This is a genomic window from Streptomyces sp. NPDC091287 (genome assembly GCF_044768525.1).
Taxonomy (GTDB): domain Bacteria; phylum Actinomycetota; class Actinomycetes; order Streptomycetales; family Streptomycetaceae; genus Streptomyces.
The window spans coordinates 289,487-313,351 of record NZ_JBIVUV010000002.1 but is presented as its reverse complement, the minus strand read 5'-3'; the positions used below and the strand labels follow the sequence as shown (position 1 = coordinate 313,351).

Annotated in this window: 19 protein-coding genes and 1 tRNA gene; 2 read left to right on the top strand and 18 right to left on the bottom strand. The window is 72.1% G+C overall.

Going from position 1 to position 23,865, the window contains the following annotated elements; all coding sequences use genetic code 11:
- Nucleotides 1-90 precede the first annotated feature (90 nt).
- The 15 genes from glyA to ACIQRW_RS04120 all read right to left on the bottom strand — a co-directional run bounded on the left by glyA (nt 91) and on the right by ACIQRW_RS04120 (nt 18,091).
- The gene (gene glyA, locus ACIQRW_RS04190; RefSeq protein WP_403754096.1) at nt 91-1,371 is read right to left on the bottom strand and encodes a serine hydroxymethyltransferase; all 1,281 of its coding nucleotides are present in this window, start codon (nt 1,369-1,371) and stop codon (nt 91-93) included.
- A 151-nt stretch (nt 1,372-1,522) separates the two neighbouring features.
- The gene (locus ACIQRW_RS04185; protein ID WP_403754093.1) at nt 1,523-2,164 is read right to left on the bottom strand and encodes a protein-tyrosine-phosphatase; all 642 of its coding nucleotides are present in this window, start codon (nt 2,162-2,164) and stop codon (nt 1,523-1,525) included.
- Nucleotides 2,161-2,808: an L-threonylcarbamoyladenylate synthase gene (locus tag ACIQRW_RS04180; protein WP_007447713.1), complete on the bottom strand. Its 648-nt coding sequence runs from the start codon at nt 2,806-2,808 to the stop codon at nt 2,161-2,163. Before ACIQRW_RS04180 ends, ACIQRW_RS04185 begins: the two co-directional genes overlap by 4 nt.
- A 52-nt stretch (nt 2,809-2,860) precedes the next feature.
- On the bottom strand, nt 2,861-3,706 hold the full coding sequence (prmC, locus tag ACIQRW_RS04175; RefSeq protein WP_007447711.1) for a peptide chain release factor N(5)-glutamine methyltransferase: 846 nt from the start codon (nt 3,704-3,706) through the stop codon (nt 2,861-2,863).
- A gap of 46 nt (nt 3,707-3,752) precedes the next feature.
- Nucleotides 3,753-4,829, bottom strand: a complete 1,077-nt coding sequence (prfA, locus tag ACIQRW_RS04170; RefSeq protein ID WP_228924072.1) for a peptide chain release factor 1 — start codon at nt 4,827-4,829, stop codon at nt 3,753-3,755.
- 156 nt (nt 4,830-4,985) lie between these two features.
- Nucleotides 4,986-5,210: a 50S ribosomal protein L31 gene (gene rpmE, locus ACIQRW_RS04165; RefSeq protein WP_018958997.1), complete on the bottom strand. Its 225-nt coding sequence runs from the start codon at nt 5,208-5,210 to the stop codon at nt 4,986-4,988.
- A 154-nt stretch (nt 5,211-5,364) separates the two neighbouring features.
- Nucleotides 5,365-6,468, bottom strand: a complete 1,104-nt coding sequence (locus ACIQRW_RS04160) for an LCP family protein (protein ID WP_403754088.1) — start codon at nt 6,466-6,468, stop codon at nt 5,365-5,367.
- 272 nt (nt 6,469-6,740) lie between these two features.
- Nucleotides 6,741-8,468, bottom strand: a complete 1,728-nt coding sequence (locus ACIQRW_RS04155) for a trypsin-like serine protease (protein ID WP_403754085.1) — start codon at nt 8,466-8,468, stop codon at nt 6,741-6,743.
- 238 nt (nt 8,469-8,706) lie between these two features.
- On the bottom strand, nt 8,707-10,773 hold the full coding sequence (gene rho, locus ACIQRW_RS04150) for a transcription termination factor Rho (protein WP_403754082.1): 2,067 nt from the start codon (nt 10,771-10,773) through the stop codon (nt 8,707-8,709).
- 393 nt (nt 10,774-11,166) lie between these two features.
- Nucleotides 11,167-12,084 carry a homoserine kinase gene (gene thrB / locus ACIQRW_RS04145; protein ID WP_003966267.1) on the bottom strand — a complete coding sequence of 306 codons (918 nt, stop codon included), beginning with the start codon at nt 12,082-12,084 and terminating at the stop codon, nt 11,167-11,169.
- A 400-nt stretch (nt 12,085-12,484) separates the two neighbouring features.
- A complete protein-coding gene (gene thrC, locus ACIQRW_RS04140) occupies nt 12,485-13,555 on the bottom strand; it encodes a threonine synthase (protein WP_164616619.1) in 1,071 nt (356 codons plus the stop codon).
- A gap of 7 nt (nt 13,556-13,562) precedes the next feature.
- Nucleotides 13,563-14,861, bottom strand: a complete 1,299-nt coding sequence (locus ACIQRW_RS04135; protein WP_403754432.1) for a homoserine dehydrogenase — start codon at nt 14,859-14,861, stop codon at nt 13,563-13,565.
- 172 nt (nt 14,862-15,033) lie between these two features.
- Nucleotides 15,034-16,425 carry a diaminopimelate decarboxylase gene (gene lysA / locus ACIQRW_RS04130; RefSeq protein WP_403754078.1) on the bottom strand — a complete coding sequence of 464 codons (1,392 nt, stop codon included), beginning with the start codon at nt 16,423-16,425 and terminating at the stop codon, nt 15,034-15,036.
- Nucleotides 16,426-16,457: 32 nt separating this feature from the next.
- Nucleotides 16,458-17,540, bottom strand: coding sequence for an ArgS-related anticodon-binding protein NrtL (gene nrtL, locus ACIQRW_RS04125; RefSeq protein ID WP_403754075.1), 1,083 nt, complete (start codon nt 17,538-17,540; stop codon nt 16,458-16,460).
- A 137-nt stretch (nt 17,541-17,677) separates the two neighbouring features.
- A complete protein-coding gene (locus ACIQRW_RS04120) occupies nt 17,678-18,091 on the bottom strand; it encodes a response regulator (RefSeq protein ID WP_397793807.1) in 414 nt (137 codons plus the stop codon).
- A gap of 212 nt (nt 18,092-18,303) precedes the next feature.
- On the opposite strand from ACIQRW_RS04120, the gene ACIQRW_RS04115 reads away from it, so the two are divergent.
- Nucleotides 18,304-18,375: transfer RNA gene (locus ACIQRW_RS04115), tRNA-Arg, on the top strand.
- Between the two features lie 125 nt (nt 18,376-18,500).
- On the opposite strand, the gene ACIQRW_RS04110 is transcribed toward ACIQRW_RS04115, so the two are convergent.
- Both ACIQRW_RS04110 and ACIQRW_RS04105 read right to left on the bottom strand, forming a co-directional pair.
- Entirely contained in the window at nt 18,501-19,076 is a 576-nt protein-coding gene (locus tag ACIQRW_RS04110) for a hypothetical protein (RefSeq protein WP_403754072.1), read from the bottom strand.
- A gap of 216 nt (nt 19,077-19,292) precedes the next feature.
- Entirely contained in the window at nt 19,293-19,622 is a 330-nt protein-coding gene (locus ACIQRW_RS04105) for a hypothetical protein (RefSeq protein ID WP_403754069.1), read from the bottom strand.
- Between the two features lie 290 nt (nt 19,623-19,912).
- On the opposite strand from ACIQRW_RS04105, the gene ACIQRW_RS04100 reads away from it, so the two are divergent.
- Entirely contained in the window at nt 19,913-22,147 is a 2,235-nt protein-coding gene (locus ACIQRW_RS04100) for an ATP-binding protein (protein ID WP_403754429.1), read from the top strand.
- Nucleotides 22,148-22,592: 445 nt separating this feature from the next.
- Here ACIQRW_RS04100 and ACIQRW_RS04095 read toward each other — a convergent pair whose 3' ends face one another.
- Nucleotides 22,593-23,843, bottom strand: a complete 1,251-nt coding sequence (locus ACIQRW_RS04095; protein ID WP_403754067.1) for a hypothetical protein — start codon at nt 23,841-23,843, stop codon at nt 22,593-22,595.
- Nucleotides 23,844-23,865 lie beyond the last annotated feature (22 nt).

Below are 23,865 nucleotides of genomic sequence, written 5' to 3'. Positions count from 1 at the left end.
ACAAGGACTCCAGGCTACGGATGATGGTTGCACAGGCTTCGGGTGCCCCGCATACGGCGGAGTGATCCGCTCCGGGTACCGCGGACTCCGCTACCCGGGATACGGCGGATTGCGCGCGACGAGTTCGCGGACCTCCGCCGCGATCGGGCCCACGTCGCCCGGCTCCCGTACGGCCGCTCCGAACAGGGCCGCGATCCGGGCCATGTCCCCCTCGTCCATCCCCTGGGTGGTGACGGCGGCCGTGCCCAGGCGGATGCCCCGGGCGTCCCCGTACGGCAGTGCGCAGGTGTCCAGGACCACACCGGCCGCCGCCAGCCGCTCCCGGGCGGTGCGGCCGTCGACGCCGAGCGGGGCCGGGTCCGCGACGACGATGTGGGTGTCCGTGCCGCCCGTGGGGACCTCGAAACCCTCCGCCTCCAGGCCGGCGGCGAGCACCCGGGCGTGGGCCACGACCTGGTGGGCGTAGAGGGTGTACGCGGGGGTCGCCGCCTCCCCGAACGCGACGGCCTTCGCCGCCACCGTGTGCATCTGCGCGCCGCCCTGAGTGAACGGGAACACCGCCCGGTCGATCCGCTCGGCCAGCTCCGTGCCGCACAGGATCATGCCGCCGCGCGGCCCACGCAGCACCTTGTGCGTGGTGGCGCAGACCACGTCGGCGTACGGGACCGGGCTCGGCGCCGCTCCCCCGGCGATCAGCCCCATCGGGTGGGCGGCGTCCACGATCAGGTACGCGCCCACCTCGTCGGCGATCTCCCGGAACAGCTCGTAGTCGGGGTGGCGGGGGTAGGAGATCGAGCCGCAGACGATCGCCTTGGGGCGGCGGGCGCGGGCCAGGGCGCGGAGCCGGGTGTAGTCGATCAGCCCGGTGTCCGGGTCGACCCCGTAGCCGACGAAGTCGAACCAGCGGCCGGAGAAGTTGCCCGGCGCCCCGTGGGTGAGGTGTCCCCCGTACGGGAGTCCCATCGCGAGCACCGTGTCGCCCGGGCGCAGCAGCGCGGCGTAGGCGGCGAGGACGGACGAGGAGCCGGAGTGCGGCTGGACGTTGGCGTGTTCGGCGCCGAAGAGGGCGGTGGCCCGGCGGACGGCGATGCGTTCGGCGGCGTCCGCGTGCTCGCAGCCGCCGTGGTGGCGGGCGCCCGGATACCCCTCGGCGTACTTGTTGGCGAGCGGGGAGCCGAGGGCGGCGAGGACCGCGGGCGAGGCGAAGTTCTCGGCGGCGATCAGCTGGAGGGCGGCGGCCTGTCTGCCGGTCTCCGCCAGCAGCACTCCGGCGATCTCCGGGTCCTGGCGGCGCAGGGCGTCGAAGTCCTGGGGCAGGGCGTCGGGCGCGGGCGACACGGCTGCGGGTGCGGCGGGAGAGGTGACCGGCATGGGATGGCTCCGGGCCTGGAGGTGGGTACGCCGGCGAGGGATGCCGGTGTCAGCTCCAATGTAGGCCGGGGCCGGGCGCCGTGCGCGCTGTCGCGGGGTGCCGTACGCCGGTCGGCGCACCCGCCCCCGGTACGGCGCGGACAGCTTCCCGTCAGTGTGGGGCGCGTACGCCGGTGAGGGCGGTGACGACGGGGTCGAGCGCCTGGTTGATCTCGTCGCCGATGGAGCGGAAGAAGGTGATGGGGGCGCCGTAGGGGTCGTAGACCTCGTCCGCCTCGGCGGTCGGGGCCAGCAGCCAGCCGCGCAGCGCCGCGGCGGCGCGCACCAGGGCGCGGGCGCGCTCGACGACGCCCTCGTCGCGCGGGTCGGGCAGGGTGGCCGGGTCTATGGCCCGCACCAGCCGGGTGAACTCCTTGAGCGTGAAGGTGCGCAGGCCCGCGGAGTGGCCCATGGAGATGACCTGGGCGCGGTGGTCGCGGGTGGCGGTGAGGACCAGGTCGGCGCGGATCACGTGCTCGTCGAGCAGTTCGCGGCCGACGAAGCCGGTGGCGTCCGCGCCGAAGTCGGCGAGGACGATCTCGGCGTTGGCCTCCATGGGCGCGCCCTCGTGGCCCCAGGTGCCGGCGCTCTCCACGACGAGGCCGCCGCTGAGCGGGTCGCCGAGGCGGTCCACCAGGGCATGCCGGGTCAGCCGCTCGGTGATCGGTGAGCGGCAGACGTTGCCGGTGCTGACGTGGAGGATGCGGAAGGTGTCGGTCCGCCCCGCTATGCCACGCCCCTCGGGGGCGGTCAATTGGCCACCTCGAGGTCGGGGACCACCTTGCGCAGCTCCTCCGCGGAGAGGGCGCCGGCGCGCAGCAGGACCGGGGTGGCGCCGGTGACGTCGACGATCGAGGACGGCACGATGCCGGGCGTCGGGCCGCCGTCGAGGTAGACGGAGACGGAGTCCCCGAGCATCCCCTGGGCGGCGTCGCAGTCCTCGGGCGAGGGGTGTCCGGTGAGGTTGGCGCTGGAGACGGCCATCGGGCCGACCTCGGTGAGCAGCTCGATGGCGACCGGGTGCAGGGGCATCCGGATGGCGACGGTGCCGCGGGTGTCGCCGAGGTCCCACTGGAGGGAGGGCTGGTGCTTGGCGACGAGGGTGAGGGCGCCGGGCCAGAAGGCGTCGACGAGCTCCCAGGCCTCTTCGGAGAAGTCGGTGACCAGGCCGTGCAGCGTGTTCGGGGAGCCGATGAGGACGGGGGTGGGCATGTTGCGGCCCCGGCCCTTGGCGTCCAGCAGGTCCGCGACGGCCTCCGAGGTGAAGGCGTCCGCACCGATCCCGTACACGGTGTCGGTGGGCAGCACGACCAGTTCGCCCCGGCGGACGGCCGATGCGGCCTCGCGCAGGCCCGTGGTCCGGTCGGTGGCGTCGTTGCAGTCGTATCGCCGAGCCATCAGCCGGCCTCCTGGAGCGGGTACGGGTACGGGTGGTGGTGCCGGGGGCCGGTCACGGCATGGCCTTGCGGGCGGTGGCGAACCGGGGGCGCTTGTTCAGGTCGGGGTGGTCGGCGGCGTCCGCCCAGCCCCGCTCCTCGGTGAAGATCCACGGCACCTGGCCGCCCTGGGTGTCGGCGTGCTCGATGACGACGAGGCCGCCGGGGCGCAGCAGACGGTGGGCGGTGCGTTCGATGCCGCGGATGGTGTCGAGGCCGTCCTCGCCGGAGAACAGGGCCATCTCCGGGTCGTGGTCGCGGGCCTCGGGGGCGACGTACTCCCACTCGGTGAGCGGGATGTACGGCGGGTTGGAGATCACCAGGTCGACCTGGCCGTCGAGCTCCGGAAGGGCACTCAGAGCGTCTCCCTTGTGCACGGTGACCCTGGACCCCTCGGCGTTCTTCCGCGTCCACCTGAGGGCGTCCTCGGACAGCTCCACGGCGTGCACCTTGGAGCGGGGGACCTCCTGGGCCATGGCGAGCGCGATGGCGCCCGATCCGGTGCACAGGTCGACGACGACGGGCTCGACGACGTCCATCGCGCGCACCGCGTCTATGGCCCAGCCGACGACGGACTCGGTCTCCGGGCGGGGCACGAAGACACCGGGTCCGACCTGGAGCTCCAGGTAGCGGAAGAAGGCGCGGCCGGTGATGTGCTGGAGGGGTTCGCGGGCCTCGCGGCGGGCGATCGTCTCCCAGTACCGGGCGTCGAAGTCGGTGTCGGGCACCGTGTGCAGCGCACCCCGCTTCACCCCGTGGACGAAGGCCGCGAGTTCCTCGGCGTCGAATCGCGGTGAGGGGACACCGGCGTCGGCCAGCCGCTGGGTGGCCTGGGCCACCTCGGCGAGCAGCAGGTTCATCGCGGTTCTCCGTACGGGTTACGGGTGTGCGGGGCGGGCGGGGCGCTTACGCGTTGGCGAGCTTGGCGGCGGAGTCGGCGTCGACGCATGCCTGGATGACGGCGTCCAGCTCTCCGTCGAGCACCTGGTCCAAGTTGTACGCCTTGAAGCCGACGCGGTGGTCCGAGATGCGGTTTTCCGGGAAGTTGTACGTCCGGATCTTCTCGGAGCGGTCGACGGTGCGGACCTGGCTGCGGCGTACGTCGGAGGCCTCCTGCTCGGCGGCCTCCTGGGCGGCGGCCAGCAGCCGGGAGCGCAGGATGCGCATGGCCTGCTCCTTGTTCTGGAGCTGGCTCTTCTCGTTCTGGCAGGACGCGACGACGCCGGTGGGCAGGTGCGTGATGCGGACGGCGGAGTCGGTCGTGTTGACGGACTGACCGCCGGGGCCCGAGGAGCGGTAGACGTCGATGCGCAGGTCGTTGGCGTGGATCTCGACGTCGACCTCCTCGGCCTCGGGGGTGACGAGCACGCCCGCGGCGGAGGTGTGGATGCGGCCCTGGGACTCGGTGGAGGGCACGCGCTGCACGCGGTGCACGCCGCCCTCGTACTTCATCCGGGCCCAGACGCCCTGGCCGGGCTCGGTGGCGCCGTTGCCGCCCTTGGTCTTCACGGCGACCTGGACGTCCTTGTAGCCGCCGAGCTCGGACTCGGTGGAGTCGATGATCTCGGTCTTCCAGCCGACGCGCTCGGCGTAGCGCAGGTACATGCGCAGCAGGTCGCCCGCGAACAGGGCGGACTCGTCGCCGCCGGCGCCCGCCTTGATCTCCAGGAGCACGTCCTTGTCGTCGCTGGGGTCGCGCGGGACGAGGAGGAGGCGGAGCTTCTCGGTGAGCTCTTCGCGCTGCTTCTCCAGGTCCTTGACCTCGGCGGCGAAGTCGGGGTCGTCCGCGGCGTACTCGCGCGCGGTCTCGATGTCCTCGCCGGTCTGCTTCCAGCTCCGGTACGTGGAGACGATCGGGGTCAGCTCCGCGTAGCGCTTGTTCAGCTTGCGCGCGTTGGCCTGGTCGGCGTGGACCGACGGGTCGGCGAGCTTCTTCTCAAGACCGGTGTGTTCACCGATCAGTTCCTCGACCGCCTCGAACATTCGGGGGCTCCTGGTTGGTTGTGCGTCTGCGGGCCTGCTGGAGGGCGTACTGCCCGGTGGGGCGTCCGGCGGGGGTTCCCCCGGGCACCCGACCGGAAAAAACGCCGGTTCCGACGCCCCCGGGAAGAGGGCGCCGAGAACCGGCGCAGTGGCTCGCTACTTGCTGGCGGAGCCGGCAGCCTTGCCGAAGCGGGCCTCGAAGCGGGCCACGCGGCCGCCGGTGTCGAGGATCTTCTGCTTGCCCGTGTAGAACGGGTGGCACTCGGAGCAGACGTCGGCGCGGATGTTGCCGCTGTCGATGGTGCTCCGGGTGGTGAACGACGCACCGCAGGTGCAGCTGACCTGCGTCTCGACGTACTCGGGGTGGATGTCGCGCTTCAAGGTGTCTCCTAGTTTCGGGAGGGCGCCGGGTCGTCCGCGCGGATTGCGCGGCCGTGAACCGGGGCCGACGTACCAGTCTGCCAGGACCGGCCGTATCTCCCAAAACCGGGGGCGGAGCGCAGGTATTCCCCGACGGAGCGTGACGGGTGCGTGGCTATTCGACGACCTCGGCGGCGTCGCCCTTGTCGCCGGCCGACTTCTCGGTGGCGGAGGCGGGGATCGGCCGGTCGTGCTTGAGGGCGGACCAGACCTGCCGGCCGGCCTTCTCCTGCGGCAGGACCCGGTTCGGGTCGGCCGGATCGTACTCCACGGGCAGGGTCACCATGTGGACGTTCTTGGCGTTCAACCCTTTGAGGCCGTTGGCGAAACCGGTGAGCTTCTTGACGGAGCCGAGCCCGGAGTCGGTGGTGACGGCCTTGGTGGCGGCGTCCGCGAGGCCGTAGAGCTTGGTGGGGCTGGTGAACACCCCGACGCTCTTCGCCTGCTCCATCAGCGCCTTGATGAACGCCTGCTGGAGCTGGATGCGCCCGAGGTCGCTGCCGTCGCCGACGCTCTTGCGCGTACGGACGAGGCCGAGGGACTCCTCGCCGTTCAGCGTGTGGGTGCCCGGCTCCAGGTCCAGGTGGCTCTTGGAGTCGTCGATCGCGGTCTTCGTGGTGATCTCCACGCCGCCGAGTTCGTCGATGAGCTCCTTGAAGCCGGTGAAGTCGACTTCCAGGTAGTGGTCCATGCGGATGCCGGACATCGACTCGACGGTCTTCACCGCGCAGGCGGGCCCGCCGACCTCGTAGGCGGTGTTGAACATCGCCCGGTGCTCGGCGGGAACCTCGTCGCCGGTGGTGTCGCTCTCGCAGGCGGGGCGCTCTATCAGGGTGTCGCGGGGTATCGAGACGACGCTCGCGGACTTGTGGCCCTTGTCGACGTGCATGACCATCGCCGTGTCGGAGCGGGCCGCGCCCTCGTCCTCGCCGTACTTCCCGTTGTCGCCGGAGCGCGAGTCGGAGCCCAGCACCAGGATGTCCTGCGAGCCGTCGTTCACGTCGTCGGGACGGTCGGTGCCGAGCTTGGCGTCGATGTCGATGCTGGAGAGGTTGCCGTCGAGCGCCAGGTACGCGTATCCGATTCCGGCCCCGCCGACGACCACGACACCCGCCACAGTCCAGGCCGCGACGACCTTGGCACGGTGCCGGCGGGACGGCTTCCTCCGTCGGCTGCCGGTGCCGCGTATGCGGCCGGTGCTCCTGCTCTGCTCGCTCACGCGTCTCCTCGTCACTCCTGTTGCCCGTCTGCCCCCTGCCGTGGTGTTCCACGCGCGGTCGGCCTCTCCTGGTGGGACGGCCGAAGCAGCAAGAAGGGTTGCATACGCGCCTGTGGCCCCCGTCGGAGGACGGGGGCCACAGGACGCTCGGGCGAACGGGCCGTGAGGCGGCGTTCACCTGGGGTTTCGTGCTCGGTACAGCGATGCGGCGGACGTTCCGTGGACCGGGGCCGGTGTGGCCAAGGTCTCGGGCCGGCCGACGTCGGCCGGGATCAGCCGAAGAGGTTGAAGCCGTTCCAGCCGGTGCCGGCCTTCAGCTTCGGCCCGAAGGGCTTGGTCGCCGAACCGCTGGTCGGGTAGAACCACATCGCGCCGGTGCTGTCACGGACGGTGAGGTCCGCCTTGCCGTCACCGGTGTTGTCCCCGGTGGTGATGTAGGCCGAGAAGTTCCAGCCGGTGCCGACCAGGACCTTGTTGGCGAACGGCGAGGCGACGTTGTGACGGCCCGCGTAGAGCCACAGCTGGCCCTGCGCGTCACGGGCCAGCAGGTCCGCGATGCCGTCACCGCTGTAGTCGCCCTTGCCGAACAGCTTCAGCGATCCCCATCCGGAGCCCGCCGTGACCTTGGCCGCGAAGGTGCCGTCGCCGCGGCCCGGGTAGGTGACGAGGGTGCCCGTGCTGTCGATGCCGACGAGGTCGGGGTTCCCGTCACCGGTGATGTCGCCGGGGAAGAGGATGTTCTTGAACGAGGACCAGCCCGTGCCGATCTTCTTCTCGGCCCAGTCCGTGCCGTCGAAGTAGAACCAGTACAGGTCGTTGCCGACGCGGTAGATGTAGTCCTGGTAGAAGTCGCGGTCCCAGTCGACCTGACGCACCAGGTTGACCGCGCCCCAGTTGCCCAGGGCCGCCGGCGCGGTGAACGCCTTGCCGTTGGAGTAGTACTCGAACGCCTCGCCCTGCGACTGCCGGGCGAACAGGTCCGCCGTGGTGTCGAAGTTGAGGTTGGCGTCGTCGATCCGGGGGTTGATCTGCCCGAAGAGCGAGCTGACCTTGGAGTAGACGCTGTACGCGCCGGTGGCGACGCAGTCCCGGACACCCCACGAAACGACGCCCGCGATACGACCGTTGACCACGAGCGGACCACCGGAGTCGCCGTTGCACGGCGATACGGTGCCCTCGTCCTGGCCCGACGCAGGCACTCCGGCACACGTCATCTTCCCGGGCACGAACTCGGAGCCGTAGAAGGAGGCGCAGGTGGAGTCGGCGTTGACCGGCACCGTGGCCTTGCGCAGCGTCGGCGAGATGGCCTCGCTGGTGGAGCTGGTGCGGCCCCAGCCGTAGACGGTGGCGCGGGTGCCTTCCTTGTACAGCGCCGTCTCGGCGCCGGAGGCCGGCTGGAGCGTCTTGTACGGGAGGGCCGCGCCCAGCGTCAGCACGGCGACGTCGCTGCTCAACGCCGCGTCGTCGTAAGCGGGGTGGACCCACTGACGCCAGACGCCGACGGCCTGGCCGCCGTTCAGGTCATTGCCGACCGGGAGCTTGGCGGTGCCGCCCAGGACGGCACCATTCTTGTTCCAGTCCAGTCCGTCCACGCAGTGCGCGGCGGTCAGGACCTTGGCGGGCGCGACGAGCGTGCCACCGCAGAAGTAGCTCTCGTCGTCCGCGGTGCCGGAGGTTCCCTTGTCGTCGTAGTAGTGCAGCTGCACCATCCACGGCGCCTCGGAGATCAGGGCTTCGGACCCACCGATGATCTTCGGATCGGCGGTGCGCTCCGGCGCCGGTTCCGTGGTTCCGCCGGGCGCGGGCGCACCCGACTCGCCCTCCGCCAGCTTGGCGGCCGATCCCTTGACGGTGTCGAGCAGTTCGGCCTGCGGTACGTCGGACCGCTTCTGGGTGTTCTGCTTACCCGGAAGCGGGACCGTGTCCGCGGCCTGCGCGGGGACGGAGGCGAGTGCCCCCGCTCCCAGGGCGAGCACGGCAGTTGCCACAGGGAGGGTCATGAAACCCCTCCGTCTGCCAGATGTCACAGGACTCCCCTCGATGAACACGGCGCACCTCGGTGACGGCGCCGTGTACGTGCATGCGAAGGAGAGAGTTCTCCCCACTGGAGACATCACAGTGGGCGTATAGAAAATACGTTCCCCCCCACCTACTGCCGCTGATCGTATAACGCGAAAACGCCCTCGTCACCGGAGTAACGGGGCGCTTTCGCAGAACAGCGGTACAGCGGGAAGAACGTCAGTCGTTGCCGTTTCCGCTGCCCGGCGTCGTCTTCTGGATCTGGAGCAGGAACTCCGCGTTGGACTGGGTCTTCTTCATCCGGTCCAGGAGGAGCTCGATCGCCTGCTGCTGGTCGAGCGCGTGCAGCACCCGGCGCAGCTTCCAGACGACCGCCAGCTCGTCGGTGCCGAGCAGGATCTCTTCCTTACGGGTGGAGGACGCGTCGACGTCCACCGCCGGGAAGATGCGCTTGTCCGAGAGCTTCCGGTCGAGCTTGAGCTCCATGTTGCCGGTGCCCTTGAACTCCTCGAAGATCACCTCGTCCATGCGCGAGCCGGTCTCGACGAGCGCGGTGGCGAGGATGGTCAGCGAGCCGCCGTCCTCGATGTTGCGCGCGGCGCCGAAGAAGCGCTTCGGGGGGTAGAGCGCCGTCGAGTCGACACCACCGGACAGGATGCGGCCGGAGGCCGGCGCCGCGAGGTTGTACGCGCGGCCCAGACGGGTGATCGAGTCGAGCAGGACGACCACGTCGTGACCCAGCTCCACGAGACGCTTGGCGCGCTCGATGGCCAGCTCGGCGACGGTGGTGTGGTCCTCGGCGGGACGGTCGAAGGTCGAGGAGATGACCTCGCCCTTCACCGACCGCTGCATGTCGGTGACCTCTTCCGGACGCTCGTCGACCAGGACGACCATCAGGTGGCACTCGGGGCTGTTGACCGTGATCGCGTTGGCGATGGCCTGAAGGATCATGGTCTTGCCGGTCTTCGGCGGGGCCACGATGAGCCCGCGCTGACCCTTGCCGATCGGGGCCACCAGGTCGATGATCCGCGTCGTCAGGATGTTGGAGTCGGTCTCCAGACGGAGCCGGTCCTGCGGGTAGAGCGGGGTCAGCTTCTGGAACTCGGGGCGGCCGCGGCCCGACTCCGGGGCCATGCCGTTGACCGAGTCGAGGCGGACCAGCGCGTTGAACTTCTCGCGCCGCTCGCCGTCCTTGGGCTGGCGCACCGCGCCGGTGACGTGGTCACCCTTGCGCAGGCCGTTCTTGCGGACCTGGGCGAGCGAGACGTACACGTCGTTCGGGCCCGGCAGGTAGCCGGAGGTCCGGATGAACGCGTAGTTGTCGAGGATGTCCAGGATGCCCGCGACGGGGATCAGGACGTCGTCGTCGGCCACCTGCACATCGCTGGCGAAGTCGTCGCGCCCGCGACGGCCACGGCGGTCGCGGTAGCGGCCGCGACGGCCGCGACGGCCGCCCGCCTCGTCGTCGAAGTCGTCCTGCGGACCGTTGTCACGGTTCTGCTGGCCCTGGCCCTGGCCCTGCCCCTGACCGCCACCGCCCTGGCCCTGGCGCTGCGGGCGCTGCCCGCCGCCGCCCTGCTGGCCCTGGTCGTCGCCCTTGCCGCGGCGGTCGCGCTGACGCTCACGACGCTCGCCGCGCTCACCGCGGTCGCCCCGCTCACCGCGGCCCTGGCGGTCGCCGCGACGGCCCTCGGCCGTGTCGGCCGCGGCCTCGGCCTTGGCGTCGCCCTTCGGCTCGCCCCGCTCCTCGGTCTTCTGCTCGGCCTGGGGCTCCGCCTTGGCCTTGACCTCGGTCTTCGCCTCGGTCTTGGTGTCGGGGCTGCCCGCCTGCGCGGTCGCACGACGGCGACGACGCTCGCCCGCGGGCTGGTCGTCGCTGGCCGGCTGACCGGGGATGTCGATCTGCTGCTGGGCCGTGTCCTTCTCGGCGGCGGCAGCGGCGGCCTCGTCCCCGGTGCGCGCCTTCGAGGTCGCGCGGCGCTTCGGCTTGCTCTCCGCCTCGGCGGGGGCCTCTGCGGCCTTGGAGGAGGCCTTGGGAGCGGCGGATCCGCCACCCGCCTGCGCCTCCTTGATGACCTCGATCAGCTGGCTCTTGCGCATCCGCGCAGTGCCCCTGATGCCGAGGCCGGACGCGACCTGCTGCAGCTCGGCCAGGACCATGCCCTCGAGGCCGGTGCCGGAGCGGCGGCGCCGTGCGGTGGTGCCAGTGGCAGCACCTTCGGCGGGCGCGGCGCTGTCGACGTTCTTGTCGGCAGTCACGCCCATCAGATCGGTGGTGTCGCTCACGAAGGGTCCTTCCCTGGAGCGGACGTCGGCCTTCTGGCTCGGCGACCGGTTGTGCTGTCCGACTGCGGTCTGTTGATCTTGCTGGATCGCGGACCTTGCCGGGGCGGTGGTCCGCCGGGTGTACGGCGGAGAGATGAACGTGTGCGGGGTCCGGCGCGAGATCCCCCTGCTCGGCCCACTCCTGGACGAGCGAGGGGTGTCGTGCCGGTTCCGGAGCGTGCTCGAAACTGCTCAGGCAGGCTGCTCAGGCAGTTGGGGAGGCTCCCGGAAGAATGGTGGTCCCGGAGGGGGACACGAAGCAACGCGCCTCAAAGACGTCGGTTGCAGACTTGAGGTTAACACTACCGGCTCCAACAAACATTCCCCCTCTCGCTCACCGGTAATCACATGCGGTTACGCGGCCAGCGGCAGCACACTGGCGCCCGTCGCGTCGAGGGCCAGCCGGTTCGCCGCCCAGCCCTCCCCCGCCAGTCGGGCGACCTTGTCGGCCGAGCCTTCCTCCGTAAGCGCGAGGACCGTGGGTCCCGCGCCGGAGATGACCGCGGGCACGCCGTCGGCGCGCAGGCGGTTGACCAGTTCCACGCTCTCCGGCATGGCGGGGCCCCGGTATTCCTGGTGGATCCGGTCCTCGGTGGCGGCGAGCAGCAGCTCCGGGCGGCGGGTCAGGGCCTCGACGAGCAGGGCCGCCCGGCCGGCGTTGAGGGCCGCGTCGACGTGCGGGACGGTGCGCGGGAGCAGGCCGCGCGCCGTCTCGGTGAGCACCGGGCGCCCCGGTACGAAGACCACCGGGACGACGGATTCGGCGGGGTCCATCCGGATCGCCCGGGCCGCGCCCCCGTCCATCCAGGCGAGCGTGAAGCCGCCGAGCAGACAGGCCGCGACGTTGTCCGGGTGCCCCTCGATCTCGGTCGCCAGCTCCAGCAGGGCCGCGTCGTCGAGGCGGGCGTCGCCGCCCGTCGTCACGGCGCGGGCGGCGACGATTCCGGCGCAGATGGCGGCGGAGGAGGAGCCGAGACCACGGCCGTGCGGGATGCGGTTGGCGCAGACGATCTCCAGCCCGCGGGGCTGGCCGCCGAGCAGGTCGAACGCGGTGCGCAGGGAGCGCACGAGCAGGTGGCTCTCGTCGCGGGGCAGCGTGTCACTGCCCTCACCTGCGATGTCGATGTGCAGCCCGGAGTCGGCGACCCGGACGACGACGTCGTCGTACAGCCCCAGCGAGAGGCCCAGGGCGTCGAAACCCGGCCCCAGGTTGGCGCTGGTTGCGGGGACGCGCACCCTGACGGCGGCGGCTCGGAACGCGGGACCGGCCATCGGTCGGACCACTCCTTGTAAGGCGGCGGGGATGCAGTGCGGGTGGCTCTGCGGCGGCGGGGCGTGAGGGCGGTGCTGAGGGGCGGGGGCGATCGGCGGGGGTCATGGCGGTGGGGGTCGCGGCTGTGCGGAGGGCTCCGAAACGATGCGGGAATCCGGCGGCCGGCCCGACGGCCACGACGGGGACCGCAGGCGTGGCGGTCCGGCGGGCGGATGCCGGGCGGATGGGGTACAGCTTATCGAAGGAAGGTTCTGTGGCGACATAGGGCGCACAGGAGGCGCACGATGCGTGTCGCCCGCCTCCCATGCGCTCTCCGCCCCGGAAAGGGGCTGGTTGAGCGGGTTGTCGCGGTTTCCCGGACCGGCCGCGGCGCGTGCCGACGCCCGGCCCGGGACCGGATCAGACGAGGCCGAGCTTCTCGGCGGCGGTGGCCGCGTCGACCGGGACGGTGACCGGCTGCGGTGCGCCCGCGACGGCCCAGTCGGGGTCCTTGAGGCCGTTGCCGGTGACCGTGCAGACGATGCGCTGGCCGGGGTCGACCTTGCCCTCCTCGGCGGCCTTGAGCAGGCCGGCGACGGAGGCGGCCGACGCGGGCTCCACGAAGACACCCTCCTGGGAGGCCAACAGCCGGTACGCGGACAGGATCTGCCGGTCCGTCACCTCGTCGATGAAGCCGCCCGACTCGTCACGTGCGGCCAGCGCGTAGTTCCAGGAGGCCGGGTTGCCGATGCGGATCGCGGTGGCGATGGTCGACGGGTCCTTGACGACCTCGCCGCGCACGATGGGCGCGGAGCCGGAGGCCTGGAAGCCCCACATGCGCGGGGAGCGGGTCGAGACGCCGTCACCGGCGTACTCGGTGTATCCCTTCCAGTACGCGGTGATGTTGCCCGCGTTGCCGACCGGCAGGACGTGGATGTCGGGGGCGTCGCCGAGCGCGTCGACGATCTCGAACGCGGCGGTCTTCTGGCCCTCGATACGGACCGGATTGACCGAATTGACCAGCGCCACCGGGTAGTTGTCCGAGAGCGAGCGGGCCAGGGTCAGGCAGTCGTCGAAGTTGCCGTCGACCTGGAGGATCTTGGCGCCGTGCACGAGCGCCTGGCCCATCTTGCCGAGCGCGATCTTGCCCTGCGGTACGAGGACGGCGCAGACCATCCCCGCGCGCACGGCGTACGCCGCGGCGGAGGCCGAGGTGTTGCCGGTGGAGGCGCAGATGACGGCCTTCGCCCCCTCCTCCTTGGCCCGGGTGATGGCCATGGTCATGCCGCGGTCCTTGAACGAACCGGTGGGGTTGGCGCCCTCGACCTTGAGGTGCACCTCGCAGCCCGTGCGCTCGGAGAGGACCTGCGCCGGAACGAGCGGCGTACCGCCCTCACGAAGCGTGACGACCGGAGTCGTGCTCGTGACCGGAAGCCGGTCCCGGTACTCCTCGATGATGCCGCGCCACTGGTGGGTGCCCTTGCTGGTCATGGGTCCTTTACTCCCCTTCAACACGCATGATGCTGGCGACACCGCGCACGGTGTCGAGCTTGCGCAGCGCTTCGACGGTCCCGGAGAGGGCGGCGTCGGGCGCGCGGTGGGTGACGACGACGAGGGACGCCTCGCCGCCTCCGTCTGGACGTCCTTGCTGGCGGACGGTATCGATCGATACGCCCTGCTCGGCGAAGACCGTCGCGACCTGGGCGAGCACGCCAGGCTTGTCGGCCACGTCGAGGCTGATGTGGTACCGCGTGACGACCTCGCCCATGGGGCTGACCGGCAGGCGGGTGTAGGCGGACTCACCGGGGCCGGTGGCCTCGCCCAGTTTGTTGCGGCAGACCGCGACGAGGTCGCCGAGGACCGCGGAGGCGGTCGGCGAGCCGCCGGCGCCGGGCCCGTAGAACATGAGCTGCCCGGCCGCGTCGGCCTCGATGAAGACCGCGTTGTACGCCTCGCGGACCGAGGCCAGCGGGTGGCTGAGCGGGATCATCGCGGGGTGGACGCGGGCGGTGACGGATGCCCCGTCGGCGGCGCGCTCGCAGATGGCCAGCAGTTTGACCGTGCAGCCCATCCGGCGGGCCGAGGCGATGTCGGCGGCGGTGACCTCGGTGATGCCCTCGCGGTGCACGTCGCCGATCTTCACACGGGTGTGGAAGGCGATCCCGGCGAGGATCGCGGCCTTCGCCGCGGCGTCGAAGCCCTCGACATCGGCGGTCGGGTCGGCCTCGGCGTACCCGAGGGCGGTGGCCTCGTCGAGCGCCTCGGAGTAGCCGGCCCCGCTGGTGTCCATCTTGTCGAGGATGAAGTTGGTCGTGCCGTTCACGATGCCGAGCACCCGGTTGACCTTGTCCCCGGCGAGCGACTCGCGCAGCGGCCGCACCAGCGGGATGGCCCCGGCGACGGCGGCCTCGTAGTACAGATCGCGGCCGTACTTCTCGGCGGCGGCGTGCAGGGACGCGCCGTCCTCGGCGAGCAGCGCCTTGTTGGCGGAGACGACGCTCGCGCCGTTCTCGAAGGCGGCGGTGATGAGCGCCCGGGCCGGCTCGATGCCGCCGATGACCTCGATGACGACGTCGATGTCGCCGCGCTCCACGAGCGCGGTCGCGTCGGTGGTGATCAGTGCGGGGTCGATGCCCTCACGCACCTTCGAGGGCCGGCGGACGGCCACGCCGGCGAGCTCGACGGGCGCGCCGATGCGCGCCGCGAGGTCGTCGGCGTGCGTCGTCATGATGCGCGCCACCTCTGAGCCGACCACACCGCAGCCCAGCAGCGCCACCTTCAGCGGACGCGTACGCATCATCCGACCTCGTTTCTCATACCTAGACCCTCCGGCGATTGGGGGGGCGGCGTCGCGGGGCGGTTCTTCTCCCACCCCCCGATCGCCGAAGGGTCATGCTCATGTGTGGACCAGTCTCACTCACCGGACGGGAGTTTCTGACCCTCGTCCGGATCCTGAGATGACTATTTCATCAGCCGACATCGAGGCGCAGGAGATCTTCCTCCGTCTCGCGCCGGACGATGACGCGTGCCGCTCCGTCGCGGACCGCGACGACCGGCGGGCGCAGCGCGTGGTTGTAGTTGCTGGCCATGGAACGGCAGTACGCGCCGGTGGCGGGGACGGCGATCAGGTCGCCGGGGGCCAGGTCGGCGGGGAGGAACGCGTCCTTGACCACGATGTCGCCGCTCTCGCAGTGCTTGCCGACGACCCGGACCAGCATCGGTTCGGCGTCCGAGGTGCGGGAGACGAGCGCGACGCTGTACTCGGCGTCGTACAGCGCGGTGCGGATGTTGTCCGACATGCCGCCGTCGACGCTGACGTACGTCCGCAGCCCCTCCAGGGGCTTGATCGTGCCGACCTCGTACAGCGTGAACGCGGTGGGGCCGACGATGGCGCGCCCCGGCTCGACGGAGATCCGGGGGGTGCGCAGCTTCGCGGCCTCGCACTCGCGGGTGACGATGTCGCTGAGCGCCTTGGCGATCTCGTGCGGTTCGCGGGGGTCGTCCTCGGAGGTGTACGCGATGCCGAGGCCGCCGCCGAGGTCGATCTCGGGCAGTTCGACGCCGTGCTCGTCGCGGATCTCGGCGAGCAGCTGCACCACGCGGCGGGCGGAGACCTCGAAGCCGGCCATGTCGAAGATCTGCGAGCCGATGTGCGAGTGGACGCCGATGAGTTCGAGGCCGTCGAGGGAGAGGGCGCGGCGCACCGCCTCGGCGGCCTGCCCGTCGGCGAGCGCGATCCCGAACTTCTGGTCCTCGTGCGCGGTCGCGATGAACTCGTGGGTGTGGGCCTCGACGCCGACGGTGACGCGGATCTGCACCCGCTGGCGGACGCCGTGGCGCTGGGCGATGTGGGCGACGCGGACGATCTCCTGGAAGGAGTCGAGCACGATCCGCCCGACGCCCGCCTCGACGGCCCGCTCGATCTCGGCGACGGTCTTGTTGTTGCCGTGGAAGGCGATGCGCTCGGCGGGCATACCGGCGTCGAGCGCGGTGGTCAGCTCCCCGCCGGAGCACACATCGAGGTTCAGCCCCTCTTCCTTCAACCAGCGCACGACGGCGCGGGAGAGGAAGGCCTTCCCGGCGTAGAAGACGTCGGCGTCCGGCCCGAAGGCGTCGGACCAGGCGCGGCAGCGGGCCCGGAAGTCGCTCTCGTCGAGGAAGTAGGCGGGGGTGCCGAACTCCTCCGCGAGCCGGGCGACGGTCATCCCGCCGACGGTGAGGGCGCCGTCCGCGTCACGGGTGACGGTGCGTGACCAGACCTTCTCGTCGAGGACGTTGAGGTCGGCGGCGGGCGCGGAGTAGTGCCCCTCGTGGAGGACGTCGGCGTGACGGGGGCCTGCGGGGTGTGCGGAGCGGCTCATCGTGATGTTCTCTCGGGTCTCTTCTGATCGCGTCAGAGGTGTTCGGGCGCGCGGATGCCGAGCAGGGACAGGCCGCCTGCCAGCACCGTCCCGGCGGCTTCGGCGAGAGCCAGCCGGGCACGGTGGGCGGCCGAGGGTTTCTCGTCACCGGCGGGCAGGGACGGGCAGGAGTCGTGGAAGTCGAAGAACGCGTGGGCGACGGCTTCCAGCTGCCGGGCTACCCGGTCGGGCGCGCGGTGACGGGCTGCTGCGAGCAGGGCGCCGGGGTGGTCGGCGATGAGGTCGAGGAGGGGGCGGGCCGCACCGTCGTATGGGACGGGGTTTTCGCCGTACGGGGCGGGCTCGGCGGTGAAGCCAAGGAGGGCGGCCCCGCGGGTGAGCGCACGCGCCCTGGCGTGGGCGTGACGGACCAGGAAGAGCGGGTTCGCCTCGCCCTGGACGAGCAGTCCGGGGCCGAGGGCGGCACGGTCGTGCCCGGCGGGCCGCAGGAGCCCCCAGCGGGCGGCGTCGGCCCCGAGCCGCGCCAGCAGCTCCCCCGCGGTGACCCCGGCGGGGACGGGCCGGATCCCGGTGAGCGGTACGGGGGGCGTCCCGTGCGCGTCCACGGTGACGCCGAGGCGGGTCCAGTCCGGGTCGGACGCCTCCTCGCAGCTGACCCGGACCCGGGCGCCCTGGGAGATGACGAGCCGGCGGACGGCGTGGGCGGTGACGGCGGCGCGGACCTCCCGCGCGTGGTGGAACTGGAGGATCTCGTCCCGGAGCGCGTCCCCGTGTCCGTACGCCAGGCCCTGTTCCCGTACGGCGTCGAGCACGGCCCGGTCGCCCACGGCCGGTGCGTCGAGGGTGAAGCTCAGGAACCCCGGTCCGGTGATCTCGACCCGTCCGACGCCGGGTTCGGCGGCGACGCGTTCCCGCAGGATGCGGGCGATATCCAGGGCGGGCAGCGCGGCGGGCCCGGCGAGCTGGAGCGCGACGGCGCAGGCGTAGTCCCCGCTGCCGCCGGGCCGGGTCCTCTCCACCCGCACGCGCGCGGGCACGGGTGCGCGCAAGGCATCCTCGTCGACCGCGCGGCGCACGGCGTGCAGCACGGTCCGGGAGAGGTCGGCGGGGGTCACGGGTCAAGCGTAGGTGAGAGAGGGGGGCACTTCGCGACCCGGTTTCGCCATCCGGTCGGCCGGACCCGGCCGACGCCCGGGTCAGCCGGACCCGGCGGCACCGCCCCGGTCGGCCCGGACCCGGTTCACCGACCGGGTCAGCCGGTGGCGCTCCCCGCCCGCCCGGCACCGCGCCGGCCGTCCACCGAGGGCTCTTCCTCCCCCGTCACCAGTCGGCGCATGATGCGCACCAGCTCGCTCGGCTCGAACGGCTTCGCCAGGAACGCGTCGACCCCGGCCGCCACACCCGCGTCGACCTCGTAGGGCGTACAGGCGCTGATGACGGCGATGGGAAGATGACGGGTCCGGGGGTCGGATCGCAGGCGGGTGGCGGTCTCCAGACCGTCCAGCCGGGGCATCACGACATCGAGGGTGATCGCGTCGGGGCGGACCCGCTCGACCAGGTCCAGGCACTCGACACCATCGGCCGCGGTCACGACCTCGAAGCCCTCCAGCTCGAGATTGACCCTGATCAGCTGCCGGATGACCTTGTTGTCGTCGACAACAAGCACGCGGCCGTACGCCCCTGACACCCTTCGAGAGTAGGTCGGCCGGAGGTGCGGCGTCCGGGTTTTGTCCACTTCCGCCCCGGACGGGTGGCCACCGCTTCCGCGCCCTCCCTGGCGGGGCCGGAAGAGCGGCGTCGGCACGGCGGAATACCTGTTCACGGACACCCCGTGGGAGCTGGTAGTGTTTCACCCGTCGCAGAGCAGCAACGCGATACGCCCCCGTAGCTCAGGGGATAGAGCATCGGCCTCCGGAGCCGGGTGCGCAGGTTCGAATCCTGCCGGGGGCACTTCCGGATTGAAGAACCGGACCAGCAGAGGCTGGTCCGGTTTTTTCGTGTGCGCCGCGCGGGTGCCGCGCCCTCGCGGGGGGCGAAGCGGAGCGCGGTCCGGCTCGCCCCCGTGAGGTGGGCCGTCAGAACTTCCCGTCGACCGGGATCCAGCCGGACCAGGTCTCGGGCTGGTAGAACTTGCCCGTGTCGCCGTCGTAGCGCAGGACCCGGAGACGTACGTTCCCGTCCTCGCGGTAGTCCTTGTTGCAGGTCGCCCAGGTGTCCACGCCCAGCTTGTTGACGCAGACCTCCTCGGCGCGCCCGTAGTCGGTGTAGACACCGACGGCCGCGGACATGCCGTCCTTCTTCGTGTCGCCCGCCCAGATGATGTCGCCGTTGTGCTGGAAGCACCCGCTGGAGCCGTAGGCGACGGTCGAACCCAGGCACGCGCTCGACGACGGCGCGGCCGCGGCCATGGCTTCCGCCTGTCCGCCCGGTGCCGGGGTTTCCACCGGTCCCACCGGCTCCGCCGGGAAGGGAACGGTCTCCCCGGGCGCCGTGGCCCCGCCTTCGACGATCCGTACGTCCGCCGGCATCCGCACTTCCTGGGGGTCCACCGGTACGTCGTCGGCCAGCGCCGGCGTCACGGTGACCACCGAGACCGCGAGTGCTGACGCGCCGGCGAGAACGCTCAACTTCGAGCGCCACTTTTCACGCATGCTTCACTACCCCCGCGCCTGACCTCTGTTGCGAGATCATCAAATATCAATATGTGAACAGAGTGTGAGACTAAGAGATCGTCGTGACGGATGGAAGGGGCTTCCGTGACGCAGGGGCCCCATGGTGCGAACGTCGCACACCCGGCGGGCACACCGCGGGCACAGGAAGAGGGGCGGGCACACCTGTGTGTGCCCGCCCCTCCTGGGTAACCGGTGTCACCGCACGGGTGGCCCCTCGGCCGGCTTCCCCTCGGCGATGTCGTGGAACGAGAGATCGAGGGCGCACTCCGCCGGGATCGCGGCGGCGGAGGTCTCGCACGACGCGGGGCCCGCCCCGGCCCGGCCGTCCGTCTCGGGCGGACCGGCCTGGCGCTCGCCCGTCTCGATGTAGCCCGCCGTGCCGTCCACGGGAACAGGCGTCGCGGAGGTGGCGGGGCCGGCGGGACGGGTGGCGTCGGCGGTGTCCGACGAGGACGAACAGGCGGCTACGCCCGCCGTGGCGCACAGGACGAGCGCGGCCGAGACCGCGACGGTGCGAAATCGCATGAAGATCCCCCTACGCGGACGCCCGGACATCCGGGTCGTCAGTTGATCCACGGTGCCACAGCGTGCGGCACCGAAGGCGGAGAACGTGTGAAAAGGCAGGGTTGGTGTGCGCGGCGCGTAAGGTCGCCACTACGGAGCGCATATCTGAATGGCATATGCCGAACCGCCCCTGCTCCCCCCGGATGAGGATTCGGCCAACCGCGGCCGATCGCCGTGGACCCGGGTATCGAGCGCCTGTACGGAAAGGATGTCTGGTGAAAGCTGGTACTCGGCTGTCCGGAGGGGGACGCATGCGGGGGCACGAGCACAGCACGAACGCCAACGACCTGAGCGGCACGGTGCACGGCTTCGTGGTGCAGACGGGAAGCGTGCACGGCGGAATCCATGTGTCCGGGGCCGGGGCGCGGGAGGAGGTGCCGCCGCCCTGGCAGTTACCGCCCTCGGTCCGGATCACCGACCGCACGGACGAGCTCCGCGCCCTGGAGGCGCACCGGGACCGGGCCATGGAGGACGGGCATCCCACGCTGGCGGCGGTGAGCGGGCTGGGCGGGGTGGGGAAGACCGCGGTCGCGCTCGCCTGGCTGCACACGCTGCGCCCGCACTTCCCCGGCGGTCAGCTGTACGCCGATCTGGGCGCGCAGGCGCCGGACGGTCCCGCCGACCCCGGTGAGGTCGTGGCCAGGTTCCTGCGGGCGCTGGGCGTCCCGAGCGGTCAGGTCCCTCGGGCGCTGGGTGAACGGGTCGCGCTCTACCGGTCGTTGACGGCCGGCCGGCAGCTCGTGGTGCTGCTGGACGACGCGGCGACCGCGGCCCAGGTGCGGCCGCTGTTGCCGGCGGGACAGTGTGTGACGGCGGTGACCAGCCGCCGGAGGATGCCGGGGCTGAGCCTCGACGGGGGCCATGTGATCCATCTGGAGCCCCTCTCCACCGAGGCGGCGGTCGAACTGCTCGACGCGACCCTCGCCGACGGCCGGGTCGCCGCCCAGCCGGAGGAGGCGCGGGCGCTGGTCCTGCTCTGCGCGGGGCTGCCGCTCGCGGTGCGCATCGCCGGGGCCCGGCTGGCGGCCCGCCCCCGGCAGGGCATCACCGCGATGGTCCGGGCCCTCTCCGAGGAGCACGAACGACTGGAGGCACTGGCGATAGAGGGCGACCACGACGTGCGGGCGGCGCTGGACCTCTCCTACCAGGGCCTGCCGCCCACGGCGGCCCGCCTCTACCGGCTGCTGGGGCTCCACCCGGGACGGGAATTCGGCGTCCCGGTGGCACGGACGCTGCTGGGCGGGGACGCCGTCGAGGCGCTCGACGCTTTGCACGACGCGAATCTGCTCGTCGATGTCGCCGAGGCGTCGGGCGGCGAGCGCTACCGGTTCCACGATCTGGTGCGGCTGCACGCCGCCGCGCGGGCCGCTCAGGACGAGAGCGCCGACGAACGGGCCGCCGCTTCGCTGCGCATCGGCCACCACTACCTCGCCGCCGCCGGCCGGGCCGAGGAGATCATCGAGCCCGGACGCGCCGGCCCCGAGAGGGAGTTCGGGCGGGGCGCTGTGCCTGAGTCCGTCGCGGAGGAGGATCTCGATCCCGTCGGCGGACAGACGGCGGCGGAGGCGGCGCTGGACTGGCTGGAGCGGGAGCTGCCCAACCTGATGGCGGTGGTCCGTCTCGCGCGCCCGATGGGCGCTCCGGAGCTCGCCTGGCAGCTGGCCGACGCGCTGTGGCCGCTGTTCCCGCGTCGCAAGCTGTACCGCGAGTGGATCGAGGCGCACCGGGAGGGGCTGCTGGCCGCCGAGGAGACGGGGAACGGTGAGGCATCCTGCCGGATGCTGACCTCCGGCGCCTTAGGGAGGCTCGCCACCGGCGATCACGCCGAGGGGCTGGTCATGTTCGAGCGGGCCGCCGCCTCGTTCCTGGAGCGCGGCGACACCCTCGGGCACGCCCGGACGCTGAACTACCGGGGGCTGGCCCATCAGCGGCTCGGGCAGCAGGACCGCGCGGCCGAGTACTTCGCCCGCGCGGCCGCCGAGCTGCCCGCCCACGGTGATCTCCGGGCCGGTGCGCTGGCCCGGTTCAATCTGGCCGGCATCGCCCTGGCCCAGGAGCGGTACGAGACCGCCGCCGTCGAGGCCGAAGCCGCCCGCCTCACGCTGGAGGCGGCCGGCGACACGTACAACGCGGCGCGCGCCGCCGGCCTGACCGGCCGGGCCTGCGTGGGGCTCGGCAGGCTCGACCGGGCGGAGGCGGAGCTGTCGGCGGCGCTGTCCGCGTTGCGGGCGGAAGGGGCCGGGTTCGAGGCGGCCCACGTGCTCGGAGGGCTGGCTCGGCTCTCCGAGCGGCGCGGGCAGCCTCGGCAGGCCCGGCGGTACTACCTGGAGGCGGTGTCCCTGTACCACTCCGTCGGCCGGTCGGGGTCGGCGGAGGCGGTCGGGGCGATGGCCCGGCTCGATGTGCTGGAGCCGCCGGAGACGGAGGGTTCTCCGCCCCCGGGACCGGTCCCGTCCGAGGACGACCGGGGCGAGGGCGGCGGGTAGTCGCGTACGGTCCTGACGACCACTACGGCGGCGGGGTCGAACGCGGCCGGGTCCAGGCCCGCCACCAGCCAGACGTGTGCGACCGAGGCCCAGACCGCCCAGGGCTGCACCGGCCCTCCCGGCCCGCGGACCAGCAGCCGTGGCCGGCCGCCGAGCCGCAGCCAGCAGAGCGGGCCCCGGTACACGGCCACCACCAGGGCGCCGGGGTGGCAGTCGGCGAGTTCGGCGGCGTACCGGGCGGGGCCCTCGTACGGCGACCGCGTCCCGGACGGGAGCTCCGCCACCAGGACGTCCGCCAGCAACGGCATCGGGTGCGCGGCCGGGAGCCGGACGCGCAGGTGCTCGTCGACGACCCGCAGCGGGCGGTCGGGGTGCAGCAGCGCGGCTCCGGTCCGGCGGACTCCGCGCTGGGGGGCGTCCTCGGTGAGCCGTACGGTCGTCGCGGTCATCGAGCGTGCCCCCAGGTGTCGTGACGCGCCGTCACCGGTAGTGGCGCGTGGTCGGTACGCGGCCGGGCGGCGGGGGCGCGCAGCCGGAGCTTGCGGTAGATCAGGGCCCGCATCCTGACGGCGAACCGTCCCGGCTCCGAGGTGATCCGGGCCGTCACCTGCTCGTACCGCTCCGCTCGGTAGGCCGCGGCGGCGCGGGCGAGCTGGCGGTCCAGGGGGCGGTCGGCGTGCAGCCGCGGGGCGAAGGAGGCCAGTTCGGCGGCGGGTGAGCCGGGGTCCAGGTCGACGTCGGGGACGTTGCCCATGAGGACCGGGACCTCGGTCATCGCCCCGTACAGCGAGACGGAGCCGTGGTCCCCCACGATGTGGTCGGCGGCGACCAGCGCCCCGACCCAGTCGGCGTGCTGGCTGATCACCAGGAGCCCGGAGCGCACGAGTCCCGCGAGCCAGCTGCGGACCTGCCATTCGCCGTGGGCGTTCCAGACGTGCGGGTGGAGCAGGAGCGCGACCCGGAAATCCTCCCGGGGCAGCTCGTCGACCAGCCTTTCCAGCAGCTCCCACTGGCGGCCCAGGAGGGAGCCCGGCCCCCAGGTGGAGCAGACGGTCACCAGTTGCCGGCGTGCTCCGACCCCCAGGGCGTCGCGGTAGAGGGCCCGTTGCGGCAGGCTCGCCGTGATCCGGTCGGAGCAGGGGTCGCCGACCACCTCGGCGGCGGGCAGCGCCTCGGGGCACGCGCGGCCGAGGCGGGTCAGGTCCTCGTGGTGGGCCAGCACGATCGATTCGGGCACCAGCCTGCCGTCCTGGATGAGCCATTGCCGGTCGAGTCCGTAGATCCCGCGCCCGGCGACCGGGCGGCCGCGCTGCCCGGCGGGGATCAGCTTGTTGTGCCCGACGCCGTGCGGCAGCACGATCACCGGGGCGTGCAGTTCCTGGAGTCCACCGTGGGCGGCCGCCACCGCCAGGTCGAACGGCAGCTGGACCGCCTGGTGCCAGGGCAGGACCAGTCCGCCCAGCCGTTCCAGGAAGTGGTCCACCCCGTGGCTGAACACGTCGGGCGCCTGGGTGAAGAACACCTGCACCCGGGCGTCGCCCTCCAGCAGCCGTACGGCTTCGAGCAGCCGCTGTCCCGCCGTGACGGTGTGCACCACGGCCAGGATCTTCCTGCGGGTCCGCCGGGTGACCCAGCGTTCGACGTCCAGGCGCACCGGTACAAGGGGCCGGTACGTGTCCGGCATGGTCAGGCTCATCTGATCAGTCCCCGTTTCCGTC

Bases quoted from the DNA above. Each gene is read 5' to 3' on its own strand.
- lysA (WP_403754078.1), bottom strand. From the start codon at position 16,425: ATGAGCCGCTCCGCACACCCCGCAGGCCCCCGTCACGCCGACGTCCTC.
- ACIQRW_RS04105 (WP_403754069.1), bottom strand. From the start codon at position 19,622: ATGCGATTTCGCACCGTCGCGGTCTCGGCCGCGCTCGTCCTGTGCGCC.
- prmC (WP_007447711.1), bottom strand. From the start codon at position 3,706: ATGAACCTGCTGCTCGCCGAGGTGGCCCAGGCCACCCAGCGGCTGGCC.
- prfA (WP_228924072.1), bottom strand. From the start codon at position 4,829: ATGTTCGAGGCGGTCGAGGAACTGATCGGTGAACACACCGGTCTTGAG.
- ACIQRW_RS04180 (WP_007447713.1), bottom strand. From the start codon at position 2,808: ATGGCTCGGCGATACGACTGCAACGACGCCACCGACCGGACCACGGGC.
- ACIQRW_RS04155 (WP_403754085.1), bottom strand. From the start codon at position 8,468: ATGACCCTCCCTGTGGCAACTGCCGTGCTCGCCCTGGGAGCGGGGGCA.
- ACIQRW_RS04095 (WP_403754067.1), bottom strand. From the start codon at position 23,843: ATGAGCCTGACCATGCCGGACACGTACCGGCCCCTTGTACCGGTGCGC.
- ACIQRW_RS04110 (WP_403754072.1), bottom strand. From the start codon at position 19,076: ATGCGTGAAAAGTGGCGCTCGAAGTTGAGCGTTCTCGCCGGCGCGTCA.
- glyA (WP_403754096.1), bottom strand. From the start codon at position 1,371: ATGCCGGTCACCTCTCCCGCCGCACCCGCAGCCGTGTCGCCCGCGCCC.
- thrC (WP_164616619.1), bottom strand. From the start codon at position 13,555: ATGACCAGCAAGGGCACCCACCAGTGGCGCGGCATCATCGAGGAGTAC.
- ACIQRW_RS04135 (WP_403754432.1), bottom strand. From the start codon at position 14,861: ATGCGTACGCGTCCGCTGAAGGTGGCGCTGCTGGGCTGCGGTGTGGTC.
- ACIQRW_RS04100 (WP_403754429.1), top strand. From the start codon at position 19,913: ATGCGGGGGCACGAGCACAGCACGAACGCCAACGACCTGAGCGGCACG.
- thrB (WP_003966267.1), bottom strand. From the start codon at position 12,084: ATGGCCGGTCCCGCGTTCCGAGCCGCCGCCGTCAGGGTGCGCGTCCCC.